Genomic DNA, 16,906 nt, shown 5'->3' on the forward strand with positions numbered 1-16,906 from the left:
GGTCGCGGCTGGCTCAGCCCAGCTTGAAGTCCGCTTGCTTCGCCGCGGACAGATCGGTGATCTCGCCCCACTGCGAGGCGATGTCCTCCACCGTCGGCGGCTTGTCGTAGTTGACGCCCGCGTTCTGGAACAGCGCGACGCGCTGCACCTTGCCGCCACCGACGACGAAAACCGAAGCGCTGTTCGGGTTTTCCTCGGTGCACAGGTAGGCCACCACGGGTGCGACGTATTCGGGGGTCAGCTTCTCGAGCACCTCCTTGGGCAGGATGTCCTCGGTCATGCGGGTGGCGGCGATCGGGGCGACCGCGTTGGCGTGGATGTTGTACTTCGCACCCTCCAGCGCCAGGCTGTTGATCAGGCCGACGAGGCCGAGTTTGGCTGCGCCGTAGTTGGTTTGGCCGAAGTTACCGAACAGCCCGCTGGTGGAGGTGGCCACGACGACGCGGCCGTAGCTCTGCTCACGGAAGTGCGGCCAGGCGGCGCGGATGACGTTGTAGCCGCCGTAGAGGTGCACCTTGAGCACGGCGTCCCAGTTCTCGAAGGACATCTTGTGGAAGGTGCCGTCGCGCAGGATGCCGGCGTTGCTGACCACGCCGTGCACGGCGCCGAATTCGTCGAGCGCGGTTTTGATGATGTTCTCGGCGCCCTCGGGTTCGGCGACGCTGTCGTAGTTGGCGACCGCCCGCCCGCCGGCGTCCTTGATCTCCTGGACCACCTGGTCGGCCATGTTATGGCCGGCGCCGGTGCCGTCACGCGAACCGCCGAGGTCGTTGACGACGACGCTGGCGCCCTCCTTGGCGAGGGTCAGGGCGTACTCACGGCCCAGGCCTCCACCGGCTCCGGTGACGACGATGACGCGATCCTGCACTCCGGGCATACGTTTCCTCTCTGCTGTGAAAAACTCAGTGTTGCAACGGTTTCGGTGAAACCAGGGTCAGAACATTCGGCGGGCCATCTTGAAGGCCCGCTCGGTGTACGGAGGGTAGATGAAGCTCGACAGGTCGGGCCGAGTGGGTTTGGTCAACACCGACTTGCGGTGGCTGAACTCCTCGAAGCCATAGCGGCCGTGGTAGGCCCCCATCCCCGAAGCGCCGACCCCACCAAACGGCAGCTTGGCCGTCGACACCTGGAAGGCGATGTGGTTGACCAGCATGCCGCCGGCCGGCACCTCCTTGATCACCCGCTCGCGCGTCTCGCGCCGCTTGGTGAACAGGTACGCCGACAGCGGCTTGGGCCTTGAGTTCACGAAACGTATTGCCTCGTCCAGGTTTTGGACGGTGACCACCGGCAGGACGGGACCGAAGATCTCGTTCTGCATCAGCGGCCCGTTCGGGTCGGGGTCCACCACGACGGCGGGCTGGATGCGCAGGTTTGACGCGTCGCAGGCCCCGCCGACGGTGACCTTGCCGTCTCCGCTGGACAGGTAACCGCTGATCCGGTCGAATTGGCGCTGATTGACCACCCGCATGCCGCCCGGCTTGTCCGAGGTGAACTTGGTGATGGCGGCACCGATCTTGTCGACCAGTTCATCGCGAATCGTGGCGTCCGCCAGGACGTAATCGGGTGCCACACAGGTCTGTCCGGCGTTGAGCAGTTTCATCCAGGCGATCCGCTTGGCCGCCACCTCCACGTCGGCGTCGGCGGCGACGATGACCGGGCTCTTGCCGCCGAGCTCCAGAGTGCAGGGCGTCAGGTGCGGTGCCGCGCCCTCGTAGACCTTGCGGCCGATCTCGGTGCCGCCGGTGAACAGCACGCGGTCCAAGCCTTGGGCGATGAGCTCCTGGCTCGTCGCGCCGTCGCCCTCGACCACCGCGATGGCGTCCTTGTCGAGATACTTCGGCACCAGCTCGGCCATCAGGTGCGCGGACGCCGCCGCGATCTCGGAGGGCTTGAGGATGACGGCGTTTCCGGCGGCGATCGCTCCGACGGCCGGACCCAGGGTCAAATAGAACGGGTAGTTCCAGGCGCCGATGATCAACACGGTGCCGTAGGGCTCGTACTCGATCCAACCGCGGCCGGGAAGTTGCGGCACCTCCAGCAGCTGGTACTTGCGGCGGGTCCACCTCCGCACCTTCTTGGCCGCGTACTTGGCTTCGCCGGCGGTGGTGGCGATGTCAGCGATGTAGGCCTCGAAGGGGCTGCGGTCCAGGTCTTCGGCGAGCGCGGCGGCGATCGCGGCCTCGTTCTCCTCCATCAGCTTCGCCAGTTGCAGCAGCTGCCGCTTGCGCCATTCGACGTCGCGGGTACGTCCGGTGGCGAAGGTCTGACGAAGGCGGGCAACCGTGGCGGGGACGTCGGCCGCAGCCGCCCCGTTGGTGGAGTCCTCGGCGAGCGATGTCTGCGATGCAACCGATTCGGTGGTCATCATTGTCCTTCCCGAGCAGAGTCCCGCTGCAAGGCGGCCGCTCATCGGTGATAACCGCGATACTAACCATCCGGTTGGGAGAGCAATAGGAAGGATCCGGCCAACCCCGGTCTCGCCGGGCAGTACCACCGCGGTTGCGGCGCGGTTACTTGACGCAGGGCACCTTCGCCGCGGTCATCTGGCTGAGGTCGGTCGGCGCCGGGGCGCGGTCGCCGGTGCCGGTGGCGGCGACGGCACTCACCTGCCCGGACCCCGACGGGTCGGTCGTCGCGCCGGGGTGGGCGAGGTAGTCCGCCGCGGGAAACCCCGTCCCCACCGTCAGCCGCACGGTGCCCGCGGCCACGGCGCCGTTCGCCGTCGCGGGCATATGCAGCTGGTCGGCCAGGAGCTGCGCGCCGCGGTCCGCCCCGGGGCCGTATTCGATGACGCTGTCGTCGGCCGGGGCCGCGGCGGTCGTGGCGCTGCCGCGGGTGAAGCCGCGGGCCGCGAAGGCCTCCTCGATGGCGGCCGCGAGTCCGTCCCGTGCGGCCGCGTTGACGACGTCGAGGATCACGGGTTCGGTCAGCACGGGTGCCGGCTGGGTGGCCGGTGACGCGGCCTCGAGCGCGACCGGCGTGTCGGACATGAAGCGCTCGTTGACGATGCGCCGGATCGTCGGAAGGTCGACCTGGTTGATGTCGGACCCGTTGGCGTCCTTGCCGAAGCCGGAGATGGGCAGGGTGTACAGCGACAGCGGCCGCTCACTCAATTGCGAGGCCCGCGAGGCCAATTCCATGATGTCGAGCCCGTCGTCGACGGCGACGTTGTCTCGGGCGACCTGCAGCAGCTTACGCAGCCCGCTCACGCTGGACAGCGCACCACCGCTGCGAGCCGCCTGGACCAACGACACCAGGAACGCCTGCTGCCGTCGCGTCCGGTCGAAATCGGTGAAGGAGCCGTCGTTTTCGTCGCGGCGCTGCCGCACGAAGGCCATCGCGTCCGCGGCGTCGATGCGCTGCACCCCCTGATGGAAGTCGGCACCCGAATAGCTGTCCCGCGTATCGGCGTTGAGGCACACCGTGATCGGCTCGACGGCCTTGGCGATTTGAAAGAACGCGCCCAGCGTGATCTCGACGAAGTGGTCGACGGAGATCCCCAGAAAGTCGTTGACGGCGCTGATTTCGGCCTTGCGCCCAGCCTCGCGGGCGGTCTGCTCGCGGGCCGCCAGGTTGGTGGCGCCCGCCCCACCCGATTTCCCGGCCGCCTGCGAATTCAGCGACTGCTGATAGGCCAGCCCGTAGGCCTGCTTGATCTTGCCGGCACAGACCGACCCCGGGCAGCCCGGTAGCTCCGCGTAGTCGTCGCGCGGAATCGAGATCGCGGTGACGGGCCCGTCACCGTCCGAAAGATGCACGACGATAAGGACATTCGCGTTGTAGCCGCCCGAGCTTTCGTCACCGGCGTGCAGCGCGTCGTAGATCTCCTGGGGCAGCGGCTGACCGTTCTGATCCAACCTGCTGTCCAAGCCCATCAGCAGGATGTTCTGGTTGCCGTCCAGCGTCGTCGCCGCATGGGGCAGCGCGTGCGAGATGATGATCCTGCCCAGCGCGGTGTGGTAGCCCGTCCAGCCGACGCCGGTGATGGCCATGACGAAAGCCGACGCGATGCTGGCGACCAGGCGGCCCTTGAGCAGCACCCAACGGTGCGATCGCCCCGATCCGCCACTGGCCATAATGAGTGACCATTGTCCCCGATGACCAGGCGAATTCCCGGTAACCGGAGCCGCGAGCCAACCGACGGTCGACGAGCCGGTGCGGGCCGCTACAGGCGCTCGGCGATGACGAAGTCGGAGAAGGCGTCCCGGTCTTCGTCGATTTCGGAACTCTGCACCCCACGACCCAGGCGGTGCATCTCGTCGATCGAGTTCTGCGCCGTGGCGCGCCAGCCGTGCTCGTTGAGCCAGTCGGCGAGGTTCGCACGGTGCTCGTCGCGGTACATCAGCTCGCCGACGTCGACGGTCTCCTCGAGGCCGAGCTGGTCGGCCACCTTTTTGAACCGTTCGCGCATCTGCTGGCGCCGCTCCTCGGCGTGCATGGGTGCGGTCTCGGCGGAGACGCGGCTGCCCGCCGGGCTGAGCTCGCCGATCTGCGTGAACAGCTTGTCCTGGGCTTCCGCGGGCAGGTACATCAGCAATCCCTCCGCCAGCCAGGCGGTGGGCCGGGCGGGGTCGAAGCCGGCGGCGCGCAGCGCGGTCGGCCAGTCCTCGCGCAGGTCGATCGCCACCTCGCGACGGTCGGCGGACGGGGTGGCACCGCTTTCGGCCAGCGTCGTGGTCTTGTAGTCCAGCACCTGGGGCTGGTCGATCTCGTAGACGGTGGTGCCGGCCGGCCAGTCGAGGCGGTACGCCCGCGAATCCAGACCCGACGCGAGGATCACCACCTGCCGGATCCCGGCGGCGACGGCGTCTGCGAAGTACTCGTCGAAGAAGTGGGTCCGCACCGCCTGGTAGCCGCGCATGTGCTGGATCCGGGCGGCGGATTCTTCGTCGATGGCTTCGATCTTGGCCACGACCTCCGGGTCGAGCATGGCCTCCCAGAGCACCTCGGCGCCGGCGTTGTTGACCAGCAGCCGGGCGTAGGGGTCGCGGATCAGCGCGTCGGGCTGCTCGGTCTCGATGGCCCGCGCCGCGGCGACCATCACCGCGGTGGTGCCGACGCTGCTCTTGATGTCCCAGGTGTCGTCGTGCGTGCGCAGTGAACTCATGGCGTTGCTCCTTGGATCGATCCTCGGTCAGGCGGTGGGCGTGCCGAGACGCGCCCGCAACAGGGTGCTGCGGACCGCCTCGTCGGTCAGGTCGTCGGGCACTGGACGCCCCAGCCGGGCCATCTCGTCGCGGTTACTCACGCTGTGCACCTGCCAGCCGTGCTCGGCCAGCCACGCCGCGGCGTCCGAACGGTCCGGCTCGTGGTACGTCAGCGCCTGGACGTTGACGTCCAGGCCGAGCCGCTCCCGCATCCGCAGCCAGCGCTGCGAGTTGCTGCGCGAGTTCATGCCGAACATCTCGATCGCGACCTGGCTGCCGGGTGCGCTCAGCGCGGTGAACATCTCGAACAGCCGGTCCTGGGCGTCGCTGGGCAGGTACGGGAGCAGGCCTTCGGCCAGCCACGCGGTGGGCCGCGTGCGGTCGAACCCGGCGGCGGTCAGGGCCGCGGGCCAGTCGTCGCGCAGGTCCACCGCGACGGGGTGCCGGATGGCGGTGGGCACGGCGCCGTGCTGCTGCAGGATGCCCGCCTTGTATTCGAGCACCTGGGGCTGGTCGATCTCGTAGACCGTGGTGCCGGTCGGCCAGTCCAGCCGGTAAGCCCGGGAGTCGAGGCCGGCGGCCAAGATCACCACCTGGCGGATGCCTGCGTCGACGGCCCCGGCGAAGTACTCGTCGAAGAAGTGGGTGCGCACGGCTTGGTAGTCGATGCCGCACCGATGCGCGCGCTGGCCGTGCTGATCGCCGTCGAGCCAGCCGAGCTCGGGGTCGGCCAGCCGGGCCCACGCCGGTCCGGCCGACGACACCAGCAGGCGGGCAAACTCGTCCCGGATCAGCGGATCGGGTCCGGCGGTCTCGGCGGCGCGCGACGCGGCGACGCCCAGCGCGGTGGCGCCGACGAGTTCGGTGATGGTCCAGCTGTCGCCGGCAGACCGTACGGAAGGCGGTGGCGAGGCATCCAGGTCAGTCATATCCCGACCATGGTACCGGGATAAGTTAGTTAGCCTATACGCTTTGTGCGCAACTTCACTGCGTCGAAGGGGCTAGGCCTCCGGCCGCCAGAGCGCGCCTTCCAGGAGCTGGCGCAGCATGCCTGTGACAGCCAGCATTTCCTTGTAGCTCTTGATGTAACCCGCGTACAGGCCCACCCCCGAGATCACCACGAGCAGTGATTCGACCAACGCGGACGCATCGATGTCGGCGACGACCTCGCCGCGCTCGATCGCCTCGTTCACTTCGCGCATCAGAAATTCTCGCGCCACCCGCACGGAATCATTTTCGGTTGCGCTCCACTCCGGATGCCGCTGCGATTCAAGTACGCCGCCGATAATGAACGCCGAACCGGCGGGATTTTCCGAATTCGCTTTAACAGCCGCGGAGATGAACGCCGTCAGCCGTGCTACCAGCCCCGTCTCGCCTTCGGCCTGTTTAATTCCTGCTCCGATGATGAATTCATTTGTCTCGTCCATAACTTCGCGATAAAGCGCTCGTTTGCTCGAGAAATAATGGTTAATCGCCGGTCGGGTAAGGTCGGCGCGCGCCGCAATGGCCTGGAACGTCGCGCCGTCGTAGCCGCGCTCGCTGAAGACCAGACGGGCGGCTTGGATGATCCGCTGCCGCGTCTCGTCGGCTTTCGCGGCGGGCGGACGCCCCGGCCTGCGATTCCCCCGGGGATGCATTGCTAAAGTGTGCCACCCCCGCGGTGCGGCATTAGCGCATTTGGCGGAATGGTGCCAAACTTTCCAGCTCGGTAGTCCTCTAGCGCCTCGATCAATTCCGCCCGAGTGTTCATCACGAAAGGGCCGTAGTGGAATACCGGTTCGCGAATCGGCCGCCCGCCCAGAAGCAGCACATCAATGGCGCCCCGGACCGGCAGGCCGCTCGAATCCGGTGCCCGCTGGGCGCCGACCGTGATCCGATCGCCGGCTGACAGGACCGCTAACTGCCCCTGGCGGATCGGGTGCGCGACCGGACCGACGTACCCGCTGCCGGACAGCACGTAGGCCAGCGCGTTGAAATCGCGCCGCCACGGGATGTTGAGCCGGGCCCCGTTCTCGATGGTCGCGTGGGCGAGGGTGATCGGGGTGTGAGTGATGCCCGGACCCCGGTGGCCGTCGATCTCGCCGGCGATGATGCGGACCAATGCCCCGCCGTCGTCGGAGGCGAGCAGGGCAGCGTCGCCACCCTCGATGGCCTGATAGCGCGGGGGCGCGAACTTGTCCTTTTTCGGCAGGTTGACCCACAACTGGATGCCGTGGAAGAGCCCGCCGCTGTCGACCAGTTCGGCCGGCGGGGTCTCGATGTGCAGGATGCCGGACCCGGCCGTCATCCACTGCGTGGCGCCGTCGGCGATCAGGCCGCCGCCACCGTGCGAGTCCTGGTGCGCGAACTTCCCGTCGAGCATGTAGGTCACGGTTTCGAAGCCGCGGTGCGGATGCCAATCGGTGCCCCTGGGCTCGCCCGGTGGGTAGTCGACCTCACCCATCTGGTCCATGTGCACGAACGGGTCGAGCGCGGCGGTGCTGACGCCCGCGAAGGCGCGCACCACCGGAAAACCCTCGCCCTCGTAGCCGCGCGGGCAGGTGGTGATCGATCGGACGGCCCGCTCGGCATCCGCGGGGCCGGGGCCGCTCACTCGCGGCAGGGTCATGGTGTCAGCCGTGATTGCAGGCATCGGGCTCCTCGTTTAGTGGATGCCCCATATAACCGGACTGAGGTCCACTTATTCCTGGGGCTCGTAACAGGCGGCCGATAGTTCCATAGGGCAATATTTGCTGACATAAATATTCGTCGCGGGTGCGGGTGACCTTCGGACATGGTTTCGACGCAACGATTGAAAAGAACGCTGGGGAGGGTGACGGGCATGGGGCAGGACAAATCAGCCGGTCACCCGGCCCGCACGCGAAAGCCGGGGGCCGGGTTTCCGGGACAGCTCGCAAGCTGGCTGCGGGCGAACCAACTGGGCTTGTTCTGCGTGGCAATCGTGGTGGGGGTCGGCGCCGGGCTCGGCGCGGTCGCGTTCCGCTACCTGGTCTTCGGCTTCACCTGGCTGGCGACCGGCCATGACGAGTTCGGCCAACAGGGGTGGGCGGCCAGCGACCACCTGCCCTGGTTGGGGATCGCGTTTTACGCGGTCATCCCCGTTATCGGCGGGTTGCTGTACGGGCCACTGATCAGCCGGTTCGCGCGCGAGGCGCGTGGCCACGGCGTCCCGGAAGTGATGATCGCCGTCGCAGAGAACGGCGGCCGCATCCGCCCGCAGGTGACGGTGGTGAAAGCGCTGGCCTCGGCGATGTGCATCGGCACCGGCGGCTCGGTCGGTCGGGAGGGGCCGATCGTGCAGATCGGTGCGGCGCTGGCATCAAGCTTCGGTCAATGGGTGCGGATGCCGGAGAATCGGCTAAGGGTGCTGGTGGCGTGCGGCGCCGCCGGCGGCATCTCGGCAACGTTCAACGCCCCGATCACCGGGGTGTTCTTCGCCGTCGAACTGATCCTGCGTGAACTCTCGGTCGAGGCGATCTTCACCATCATGCTTTCGGCAATGGTCGCCGACGTGATCGCCCGCGTGTTCTTCGGCTCCGCCCCTTTCCTCACGAAGCTTCCCGAGGGCATCGAGCTCAATCACATTGCCAATTACTTGCTGATAGCCCTTCTTGCGGCGGTCGCCGGGGTGCTGGGCATCGTGTTCAAAAACGTCCTGTACAAGACGGAGGATCTGTGTGATCGGCTCTGGGGCGAGCGCCCGGACTGGGCGCGACCGGCGGTCGGTGGATTGGTGCTGGGCCTGCTGTTGCTCGCCGTGCCGCAGCTGTACGGGGTGGGCTACCCGGTCATGTACGCCGCCTTTGCCGGCCATTACGCTCTGTGGTTCCTGGTGGTCCTCGCCGGCGGCAAAATGCTGGCGTGCAGCTTGACCATCGGGATCGGCGGCTCCGGCGGCGTGTTCGCTCCGTCGTTGTTCGTGGGGGCTACTTCCGGCATGGCATTCGGGCTGATCGTCCAGCACGTCATCGGCACTGCGGTGGGACATCCCGCGCTGTATGCCATCGTCGGCATGGGCGCGGTATTCGCTTCCGCCGCCCGGGCCCCGCTCACCGCGCTGGCCAGCACGGTCGAGATGACCGGCGACTTCACCCTGACATTGCCGGTCATGCTGGCCGTCGCCGTGGGAACCACGGTGTCGCGCGGGCTTTCCTACGGCACCATCTACACCGCCAAGCTGCTACGCCGGGGCATCGACATCGATCGCCCCGCCCCCGCCCACGCTTTTGCGGGCCTCACGGTCGCTGAGGCCATGCATCCATTTGCCACTCCACTGGACCTGACCCACCCGACAAGCGACACCACCCACGACAGAACACAACTCCTCGGCCCCGTGACCCGGATCCGGGAACCGCAGGCGCTGTTTGCCAACGACAGCCTCGCGCAGGCCCTGCGCCAGCTGGTGCTCTATGGCCGCGATGGACTACCGGTGATCGATACCAACGCGCACCGCGTTCAGGGTTGGCTGACCAACCAGAACGTGCTGCGCGCCGTCAGTGCCTACGTCACAGGTGTCGAACCCAGCCCCACCGCCGCGAATCTCGGCGGTGACTCCGCGGACCCGAAAAGTCCCGAGAACGAACACGATCCGCGAAGTCAACTCGACGGATACTGCATCATCGAGCACACTCTGGCGGCGGATTCGGCCGCGGTCGGACGCACGCTCGACGACCTCGATTGGCCGGCGGGCCACCTCCCGGTATCCGTAGTGCACAACCGGCAGCTGGTCGACGCCCAACCCGCCGTGCAACTCACGGCCGGAGACCGCATCAATGTCCTAGTCCCCAAAAAGTCCTAGTCCCCAAAAACGGTTCGCGGGACGCCGATTCCAAGCACCGTGACTAGCATAACCGTCAGGATTTGCCACGAGCGCTGCTTGCGGCGTCCTTCTCGGTGCTCTTGCCTTGGTGAGCCAACTCTCCGCCGGCGCTTTCCAGGTGCGCCCGGACGAACCATTGAAACTTCTCCAGCCGACCCGCCTGCCCGATCAGCAGGTCCTGGGTCACCTGGTCGAGTTCGTCTGTCTCGTCGATGTATTGGCGGATGTCCTCGATCACGCCGGTGTACACCAGATCCAGCGCGGCCAAGTGGGCCTGGACCGTGTCGCGGCCGACCGAATAGTCGTCCCACGAGCGGTCCTTGATGATGGCGCCGGGAGTACCCTGCGGCGAAGCACCAAGGGCCGCAATACGTTCGGCGACATCGTCGGCGAACCCGCGGACCGCATCCACCTGCGGGTCGATCATCTCGTGCACGCCGATGAAGTTGGGGCCCACCACGTTCCAGTGAATGTGCTTGAGCGTCAGGTGCAGATCGTTGTAGGTGCTCAGTTGCTTTTGCAGCAGTTCGGTGAGCCGCGCCGCCTGCTTGTCGGTCAATCCCGGAATCGTGAACTGAGTCATCGCTTGTTTCCTAGCTTCCTTCCATGGGGTTCACACACGGTTACTGCCCCGTTGGGTACCCGATGGCGATAGTGAAAAACGCGACGGATCAAAGTGAGTGGATTTGCTGCACCGGCAGCCGCGGCCCGCGGCGCGGTTCGTACGCCAGTCCGCTGGCCTCGAGGAGCCGGACCACGCGCTGGCGGTGCGGGCGCATCGGCTCGAGCAGTTCGAGCATGCCGGCGTCGTCGACGGGCCGCCCCAGCAACGTCCAGCCGATCATTTTGGGGATGTGGTAGTCGCCCACCGACACGGCGTCGGCGTCACCGAAGGCGCGTTGTGCCGTCTCGGCGGCGGTCCACTCCCCCACGCCCGGCAGCGACATGAGCGCCGCACGCGCCTGCCCGGCCGGCCCACCCGCCAGCCGCTCCACCGAGGAGGCCCGACGCGCGCAGGTCACCACCGCCTGCGCCCGTCTCGGGTCCACGTTGGCGCGATGAAACTCCCACGACGGGATGTATCTCCAGACCTCCGCGGCCGGCATGACGCGCATCCCGTCGGGCGCCGGCCCCGGCGCCGGCGTGCCGTACTTCGACACCAGCACCCGCCATGCGCGAAACGCATCGGCGCCGGGCACCCGCTGCTCGATGATGGCCGGGATCAGCGCCTCCAGCACCAGGCCGGTTCTTCCCAGGCGCAGGTGCGGCACCCGTTGCTGGGCGGCGGCAACCGTCGGATGGTGCGGCACGAAGTCCGAGTCGTCGTCCTCGAGACCGAGCAGGGCGGGCAGCATCTCGACGAACTCCTGCGCGCCGCCGCCCCACGCCACGGCGTGCGCGGTGTTGTGGGCGACGCGGCTGATCCGGGCCGTGACCGGACCGGTGGGTAGCAGGCTGGTACGCCAGATCGAGCCGTCACCGGGAGTCCGGAAGCACGGATCCCCCCGGCCGCGGCGAAGGGGCGCCAACGTGTGCCCGAAGCTGACGGCTCCGGGGAACACGACCGTGCGCGCGCTTTCCACCTGATGACTCCCCGACTGCCGTGATTGACCGTGAACTGCGTCCCACGTCAATATTGCGTTGTGATGACGCCGTTCGATGACCCGCAGGGCGAACTGGCCTGGATGTTCCTGCAGAGCACCAGCGACGGCGGCGATCTGGACGAGGGCTTCTCCCTGCTCAGCGACGACTTCACCTACTGGACGCTCTACACCCGCACGTCCTGTGACAAGGACGCGTTTCGGCGTGGGGTGGAGCGACGCAAACAGGAGCTCGAACTGACCATCGACCTGGTGCGCTGCGTCAACGAGGGGGAGACCGTGGTGGTGGAGGCGCAGGCCAGCGGCACCACGTCCGCCGGCGTCGAGTACGACAGCCCGTTCGTCTGCATCTTCGACACCCGTGACGGGCTGATCGTCTCGATGCGCCTCTACAGCGACACCCGCGCGGTGGCGACCGCGCTTCCCGGGTGGGTCCCCTACTGAGCTAGCACGCTGATGTCGGCCTTGTTGGGGTAGAACGCCACATGCCCGGCGACCGCCGCGACCGCCGGATACGGCTGCTCGTACGTCCAGATCACGTCGTCGATGGTGTCACCGGCCGAAGTGGTCACGCTGTAGTAGCTGGCGTCGCCCTTGAAGGGGCAGTACGTGCTGGTGTCCGTCCGGGTGAGCCGATCCTGTACCACGTCGGCGATCGGAATGTATTGCACCGCAGGCAAAGTGGCTTCACGCAGTTCCAGCGCGGCGGTGGTGTCGGCGACGAGCTCGCCATTGACGCGCACCTGCACCCGTCCCTTGGTCGGCTCGATGGTGATCGGGTGCCCCGCGTTGGGTTCTTTGATTTCCGGGTGGGCCATGGTGGTTCCTCCTTCAGGCGCCTATCAGTCGTTCAACGCGCGTCCGTGGCCTAGCCTTCCCGTTCGGCCGGGCCAAATGCGTAGCGGTGGTATTGCGCCATGTTCGCAGCCGCCTGAACCTGCGCCATGAGCTTGCCCAGGACTCGGGTTGGGCGGGGCAACCGCGCGAAGGTGTCGGACTCGAACCATCGTTCCCAGGCCAGCAGCCGCACCCCCGGAACGGCGTTGACGATGTCGTCGGGCCCGTTGATCGCCCAGTGCAGCGTGGATCCCGACCGCCGCACCACCGTGTTGAGCCATTGCGACTTGATCCCGAGCCAGTTGAACGCGTCGAACTGCAACTCGCCGGAACCGAATCGGTCGACCACCCGGCGCAGCAGCGCGATGCCGTCCCGCTCGGCGAGGTACATGGTCAGCCCCTCCCCGATCATCAGGGTGGGACGGTCGGCGGGGATGTCTTCCAGCCATGCCGGGTCGGTGACCGAGGCGGCGATGACGCGGTAGTGATCGGGGCTCGGGTAGAGCTGGGTGCGCAGCGCGACAACCTCGGGGTAGTCGACGTCGTACCACTCGACGTCCGCACCCGGCTGCACGCGGAAGAACCGGCTGTCCAGCCCGCAGCCCAGGTGCAGCACGGCCGAACGCGGATGCGCGGCAAGGAATTTGCGCGTCCAGTCGTCGAAGTGCGCCGACCGGGTGGTCACCGACGGCGCTCGCCGCGCCGTGATGGTGGTCTTCTTCCAGTCGTAGTCGATGCGCTCGACGATCTCCTTGGCGTACCGATCGCCCAGGATCGGCTTGTCGAAGTCGGCGTCCAGCGCCTTCGCGTAGAACGTCGCCAGCATGGTCTGGGGCGCCCCGGTGAGATCGACGGGTACTCGCGCGGTCGGCATACCGCCCGAGGCTAGTCCCCCACGACGGGCCGCGGCGCATCCTGAACGGCGATCGGCGTGGCGTTCAGCCGGGAGTCGCGCTCTTACCCTTGGCATTTCGCATCGCCGCCCAGAAGCGGGCCGCCTCGCGAATGGATTCCTCGACCGGGCGAGGCTGCCAGCCCAATTCGCGCACGGCCTTGCTGTGGTCGACGGGCGCTTCGGCACGCATCATGCGCACCGAGGCGAGGCTGAGTTCGGCGTCCTTGCCGGTGAGCCGGGCCCGCACGTCGCCCAGCGCACCCAGGGCGTAGAGCATCGGAACGGAGATCGAGCGCCGCGGCGGCGGCACCCCGGCCTCGTCGGCCGCGATCCGGACCACCTCTTTCAACGCGATCATCCGCTCGGAGATCAGGTATCGCTCGCCGATGCGGCCGCGTTCGGCGGCCAGGATCATGGCCCGGGCCGCGTCGGTGACGCCCACGACCTCCAGCTGGATGCCCTCCATCGTGAAGGGCAGCTTGCCGAAGACCGCGCCGGCGATGAACGCACCGTGCGGGGTGCGACCCCAATCGCCGTCGCCGTATGTCGTCGACACGCACATCGCCACCGCGGGCAGGCCGGACTCGGCCACGTAACGCATCACCAGGTTCTCGGCCTGCACCCGGGACTTGACGTAGTCCGACAGCCCGCGACTGCCCACGACGTCGTCTTCGGTCGCCACGTGCCCGCGGCGCCGGCCGACGGTCGTGTAGGTGCTGGTGAAGACGAACCGGCGCAGGCCGGGTTGCGCGATTGCCACATCGAGGACGTTGCGCAGCCCCTCGACGTTGGTGCGAAACAGCGGAGAGGTGTCGCGCAGCCAGGCGCGGGTGTCGACGACGCAGTAGTAGACGTCATCCACGCCGTCCATCGCCGCGCGCAGCACGGCGGTGTCGAACACGTCGCCGTGAAACCGGGTGACGTCCAGGTCGTCGATGGAGCGCGTGTTGGCGTTCGGCCGCACCATGGCCCGGACTTCGAAACCGTCGGCGACGAGCTGGCGGGTCACATGCGAACCCAGGAAGCCGTTGGCGCCGATGACGAGCTTGGGTCTGGTGGTCACTGGGCCCCTCCGTACTGGTCCATGAAACGCGCGGCTTCCTCGTCGAGGGTGCCGAGCTCTTGGGCCTTGCGGCACCACTTCAACGTCGCCCGCACGAAGCGCAACGGGTTGTAGATGTCTTCCTGTTGACGCCACAGGCCGTCACCGGCGTAGGTGATGATCGAGATGTTCGTCGCGCTGATGACGGTGCCGTCGCCCGGATCGCGCATCGGGTTGTCGAGCTCCATGATGATGCGCCCGGTGGCCTCGTCGATCACCGACCACAGCGACGGGAAAGCGACCATGTGGCTGCCGGGAAAGCTGCCCATCGTCCTGCTGATCCACTCGCGGACCTCGTCGCGGCCGTGCATGGTGCCCGCCGCGTGTTCGATGTAGACCACATCGGGCGTGTAGTGCTGCACCCACGCGTCCCAGTCCTGCGACCGCGCCGCCGCATCGACGGTCGCTTCGAACTTCTCGAACGCGGCGGCCAGTTCGCTACGCGAGAACTTCGGCGTGTTCATGATTTCGCGGCACCATTGCAGCTCATCGGCGGAGTGTAGCCTGGCCTTGTTCCTGCCCGAGTGCTAGCCGGTTATGGAGGACGAAGCATGACCAACCAGAAAGCGATTCTCGCCGGCGGCTGCTTCTGGGGGATGCAGGAACTGATCCGCAAGCAGCCGGGCGTGGTTTCGACGCGGGTCGGTTACACCGGCGGTGACGTCCCCAATGCGACCTACCGCAATCACGGCACCCACGCCGAAGCCATCGAGATCATCTACGACCCGGCGGTCACCGACTACCGCACGATCCTGGAGTTCTTCTTCCAGATCCACGATCCGACAACGAAAGACCGGCAGGGCAACGACCGGGGCACCAGTTACCGGTCGGCCATCTTCTATCTGGACGAGGACCAGAAGCGGATCGCGCTGGACACCATCGCCGATGTCGAGGCATCGGGGCTATGGCCCGGCAAGGTGGTGACCGAGGTCAGCCCGGCCGGCGACTTCTGGGAAGCCGAACCCGAGCACCAGGACTACCTGCAGCACTACCCCAACGGGTACACCTGCCACTTCATCCGCCCGGGCTGGAAACTGCCGCGTCGCGCGGCCGCCGGCCAGTAGGCGGAGCCTAGCGCCGAGTTCAGCGGCGGCGCATCACGATTCGGCCGCCGTCCTTCGGGGTGAACGCGACCCCGCGGCCGTGCCAGCGCTCGCCGGGAGCGTCCGTCGTCTCAATGGTCAAGTTTCGCAACACCGTTCGTAGCACGACGTCCATTTCCATGTTCGCGAACGCCGCCCCAACGCACCGACGCGTCCCGCCGCCGAACGGGATCCACGACAGCGCCGACGGTTTCGTGTCGATGAACCGTTGCGGGTTGAACCGTCCGGGATCGGGGAACACATCGGGGTTGTCGTGTATCTGGGCGATGCCGACGATGATCGAATAGCCGCGCGGGATCACCCATTCGCCGAGCCGGTAGGCCTCGGGGTAGACATGGCGACCGGCGAAATCGATGACGGTCCTTGCTCGCTGGACCTCCAGGATCGTCGCCTGGCGCAGCTCGTTGCCGCCATCACTGGCCCCGTCGGCCTCCTCGACAAGCCTCGCCAGCAGCTCCGGGTGCCGGCTGATCCGCTCGAATGCCCAAGCCAGCGTTGAGGCGGTGGTCTCGTGCCCGGCGGCCAGCAGAGCCAGGAGCTCGTCGCCGATCTCCTTGTGTGACATGGCCGCACCGTCGTCGTAGGTGCTGCGCAGCAGCAGCGCGAGCACGTCGGTCCGCTCGGCGAACTCCGGGTCGGCCCGCTCCGCGGCGATCAGCTTCTCGATGACGTCGTCGTATTGACGCCGCCACTTGTCCAGCCGGCCCCATAGGCCGAACCGGGAATAGCGCTTCGGCTTCGGTAGCGCCGCAAGGCGTGAACCCAGGGTGACCCACGGCGGGATGAGGCGGCGCAGCTCGTCGAGTTCGGCGCCCTCGGCGCCGAAGACCGCGCGCAGGATCGCGTTGAGCGTGATTCGCATCATCGGCGGCAGCGTCGGGAATGACCTGCCCTCCGGCCAGTCGGCCATCTCGCGCAGCGTCTCTTCTTCGATGATGGCCTCGTAATTCTTCATGCTCTTGCCGTGAAACGGCGGCGCCAGCAGCCGCCGCCGCCGCCGGTGGTCATCACCCTCGAGCCCGAATACCGAGCCGGAGCCGAACAGCCTGCTCAAATTGGGCTGGATGTTGCCGAGTTCGTCTGGGCTGGTGGTGAAGATCTGCTTAGCCAGCTGAGGGTCGCTGACCATGATGACACGCCCCCACATCGGCAGGCGCAGCGTGAAGACGTTGCCATAACGGCGTGACAGGCGTCGCATCATCATTCGTCGTGACGCGGCAAAGCCGATGCCCTGCAATAGCTTCGGGCTTCGGACGGCAGGTGGCAAATGGGCCGGGGCCGATGGGACGGTGGCTAGTTCACTCATGGCGTCATTGCTCCCCACATCTGCCGGGCCGGAATTGGTACCGCGATGTACCACGGACCTTTTCCGAGTACGGTACTCTGCAGTACCAAAGCTGAC

16 protein-coding genes and 1 pseudogene are annotated in these 16,906 nt (G+C 67.1%); 3 read left to right on the forward strand and 14 right to left on the reverse strand.

The features are described 5' to 3' along the window. Positions 1-13: 13 nt before the first annotated feature. The 7 genes from A5646_RS08615 to A5646_RS08645 form a co-directional block, all read right to left on the reverse strand. Positions 14-877: an SDR family oxidoreductase gene (locus A5646_RS08615; protein ID WP_066868214.1), complete on the reverse strand. Its 864-nt coding sequence runs from the start codon at positions 875-877 to the stop codon at positions 14-16. Between the two features lie 57 nt (positions 878-934). Beyond that, on the reverse strand, positions 935-2,368 hold the full coding sequence (locus A5646_RS08620; RefSeq protein WP_067021260.1) for an aldehyde dehydrogenase family protein: 1,434 nt from the start codon (positions 2,366-2,368) through the stop codon (positions 935-937). A 142-nt stretch (positions 2,369-2,510) separates the two neighbouring features. Continuing rightward, a complete protein-coding gene (locus A5646_RS08625; RefSeq protein WP_067021262.1) occupies positions 2,511-4,076 on the reverse strand; it encodes an LCP family protein in 1,566 nt (521 codons plus the stop codon). A gap of 89 nt (positions 4,077-4,165) precedes the next feature. Next, on the reverse strand, positions 4,166-5,107 hold the full coding sequence (locus tag A5646_RS08630; protein ID WP_066868209.1) for a class I SAM-dependent methyltransferase: 942 nt from the start codon (positions 5,105-5,107) through the stop codon (positions 4,166-4,168). A 27-nt stretch (positions 5,108-5,134) separates the two neighbouring features. Next, complete coding sequence (locus tag A5646_RS08635) at positions 5,135-6,076, reverse strand: class I SAM-dependent methyltransferase (RefSeq protein WP_066882065.1); 942 nt, start codon at positions 6,074-6,076, stop codon at positions 5,135-5,137. Between the two features lie 72 nt (positions 6,077-6,148). Continuing rightward, positions 6,149-6,784, reverse strand: coding sequence for a TetR/AcrR family transcriptional regulator (locus A5646_RS08640; RefSeq protein ID WP_066868207.1), 636 nt, complete (start codon positions 6,782-6,784; stop codon positions 6,149-6,151). Positions 6,785-6,786: 2 nt separating this feature from the next. Then, complete coding sequence (locus A5646_RS08645) at positions 6,787-7,779, reverse strand: pirin family protein (protein WP_067021264.1); 993 nt, start codon at positions 7,777-7,779, stop codon at positions 6,787-6,789. Between the two features lie 189 nt (positions 7,780-7,968). Here A5646_RS08645 and A5646_RS08650 point away from each other — a divergent pair, with 189 nt between their 5' ends. After that, entirely contained in the window at positions 7,969-9,945 is a 1,977-nt protein-coding gene (locus A5646_RS08650; RefSeq protein WP_067021266.1) for a chloride channel protein, read from the forward strand. Between the two features lie 55 nt (positions 9,946-10,000). On the opposite strand, the gene A5646_RS08655 is transcribed toward A5646_RS08650, so the two are convergent. Further along, positions 10,001-10,549, reverse strand: coding sequence for a Dps family protein (locus tag A5646_RS08655; protein WP_066868196.1), 549 nt, complete (start codon positions 10,547-10,549; stop codon positions 10,001-10,003). Between the two features lie 88 nt (positions 10,550-10,637). Next, complete coding sequence (locus tag A5646_RS08660; RefSeq protein WP_066868194.1) at positions 10,638-11,549, reverse strand: DNA-3-methyladenine glycosylase; 912 nt, start codon at positions 11,547-11,549, stop codon at positions 10,638-10,640. A 60-nt stretch (positions 11,550-11,609) separates the two neighbouring features. Here A5646_RS08660 and A5646_RS08665 point away from each other — a divergent pair, with 60 nt between their 5' ends. Continuing rightward, entirely contained in the window at positions 11,610-12,011 is a 402-nt protein-coding gene (locus A5646_RS08665; RefSeq protein ID WP_066868192.1) for a nuclear transport factor 2 family protein, read from the forward strand. Here the strand turns inward: A5646_RS08665 and A5646_RS08670 are convergent. The 4 genes from A5646_RS08670 to A5646_RS08685 all read right to left on the reverse strand — a co-directional run bounded on the left by A5646_RS08670 (position 12,005) and on the right by A5646_RS08685 (position 14,865). Beyond that, entirely contained in the window at positions 12,005-12,385 is a 381-nt protein-coding gene (locus tag A5646_RS08670; protein WP_067021268.1) for a DUF427 domain-containing protein, read from the reverse strand. The two genes, A5646_RS08665 and A5646_RS08670, sit on opposite strands and share 7 nt — an antisense overlap. 50 nt (positions 12,386-12,435) lie before the next feature. Continuing rightward, positions 12,436-13,278: a class I SAM-dependent methyltransferase gene (locus tag A5646_RS08675; RefSeq protein ID WP_067021270.1), complete on the reverse strand. Its 843-nt coding sequence runs from the start codon at positions 13,276-13,278 to the stop codon at positions 12,436-12,438. Between the two features lie 64 nt (positions 13,279-13,342). After that, complete coding sequence (locus A5646_RS08680) at positions 13,343-14,362, reverse strand: NAD-dependent epimerase/dehydratase family protein (RefSeq protein ID WP_067021272.1); 1,020 nt, start codon at positions 14,360-14,362, stop codon at positions 13,343-13,345. Continuing rightward, a complete protein-coding gene (locus tag A5646_RS08685) occupies positions 14,359-14,865 on the reverse strand; it encodes a nuclear transport factor 2 family protein (RefSeq protein WP_066868184.1) in 507 nt (168 codons plus the stop codon). The genes A5646_RS08680 and A5646_RS08685 overlap by 4 nt, the downstream gene beginning before the upstream one ends. Before the next feature lie 87 nt (positions 14,866-14,952). On the opposite strand from A5646_RS08685, the pseudogene msrA reads away from it, so the two are divergent. Further along, positions 14,953-15,493 (forward strand): annotated as a pseudogene (gene msrA, locus A5646_RS08690) (peptide-methionine (S)-S-oxide reductase MsrA); the annotation flags it as partial. Here the strand turns inward: msrA and A5646_RS08695 are convergent. Further along, positions 15,485-16,810 carry a cytochrome P450 gene (locus A5646_RS08695; protein WP_066868181.1) on the reverse strand — a complete coding sequence of 442 codons (1,326 nt, stop codon included), beginning with the start codon at positions 16,808-16,810 and terminating at the stop codon, positions 15,485-15,487. The pseudogene msrA and the gene A5646_RS08695 overlap by 9 nt on opposite strands. Positions 16,811-16,906: the final 96 nt, after the last annotated feature.

It is taken from the genome of Mycobacterium sp. 1245499.0, assembly GCF_001673615.1.
Taxonomy (GTDB): Bacteria; Actinomycetota; Actinomycetes; order Mycobacteriales; family Mycobacteriaceae; genus Mycobacterium; species Mycobacterium europaeum_A.

What these genes read in the sequence shown, in the direction of transcription:
- A5646_RS08615 (WP_066868214.1), bottom strand. Translation starts at nt 877, where the DNA reads ATGCCCGGAGTGCAGGATCGCGTCATCGTCGTCACCGGAGCCGGTGGA.
- A5646_RS08620 (WP_067021260.1), bottom strand. Translation starts at nt 2,368, where the DNA reads ATGATGACCACCGAATCGGTTGCATCGCAGACATCGCTCGCCGAGGAC.
- A5646_RS08625 (WP_067021262.1), bottom strand. Translation starts at nt 4,076, where the DNA reads ATGGCCAGTGGCGGATCGGGGCGATCGCACCGTTGGGTGCTGCTCAAG.
- A5646_RS08630 (WP_066868209.1), bottom strand. Translation starts at nt 5,107, where the DNA reads ATGAGTTCACTGCGCACGCACGACGACACCTGGGACATCAAGAGCAGC.
- A5646_RS08635 (WP_066882065.1), bottom strand. Translation starts at nt 6,076, where the DNA reads ATGACTGACCTGGATGCCTCGCCACCGCCTTCCGTACGGTCTGCCGGC.
- A5646_RS08640 (WP_066868207.1), bottom strand. Translation starts at nt 6,784, where the DNA reads ATGCATCCCCGGGGGAATCGCAGGCCGGGGCGTCCGCCCGCCGCGAAA.
- A5646_RS08645 (WP_067021264.1), bottom strand. Translation starts at nt 7,779, where the DNA reads ATGCCTGCAATCACGGCTGACACCATGACCCTGCCGCGAGTGAGCGGC.
- A5646_RS08650 (WP_067021266.1), top strand. Translation starts at nt 7,969, where the DNA reads ATGGGGCAGGACAAATCAGCCGGTCACCCGGCCCGCACGCGAAAGCCG.
- A5646_RS08655 (WP_066868196.1), bottom strand. Translation starts at nt 10,549, where the DNA reads ATGACTCAGTTCACGATTCCGGGATTGACCGACAAGCAGGCGGCGCGG.
- A5646_RS08670 (WP_067021268.1), bottom strand. Translation starts at nt 12,385, where the DNA reads ATGGCCCACCCGGAAATCAAAGAACCCAACGCGGGGCACCCGATCACC.
- A5646_RS08675 (WP_067021270.1), bottom strand. Translation starts at nt 13,278, where the DNA reads ATGCCGACCGCGCGAGTACCCGTCGATCTCACCGGGGCGCCCCAGACC.
- A5646_RS08685 (WP_066868184.1), bottom strand. Translation starts at nt 14,865, where the DNA reads ATGAACACGCCGAAGTTCTCGCGTAGCGAACTGGCCGCCGCGTTCGAG.
- A5646_RS08695 (WP_066868181.1), bottom strand. Translation starts at nt 16,810, where the DNA reads ATGAGTGAACTAGCCACCGTCCCATCGGCCCCGGCCCATTTGCCACCT.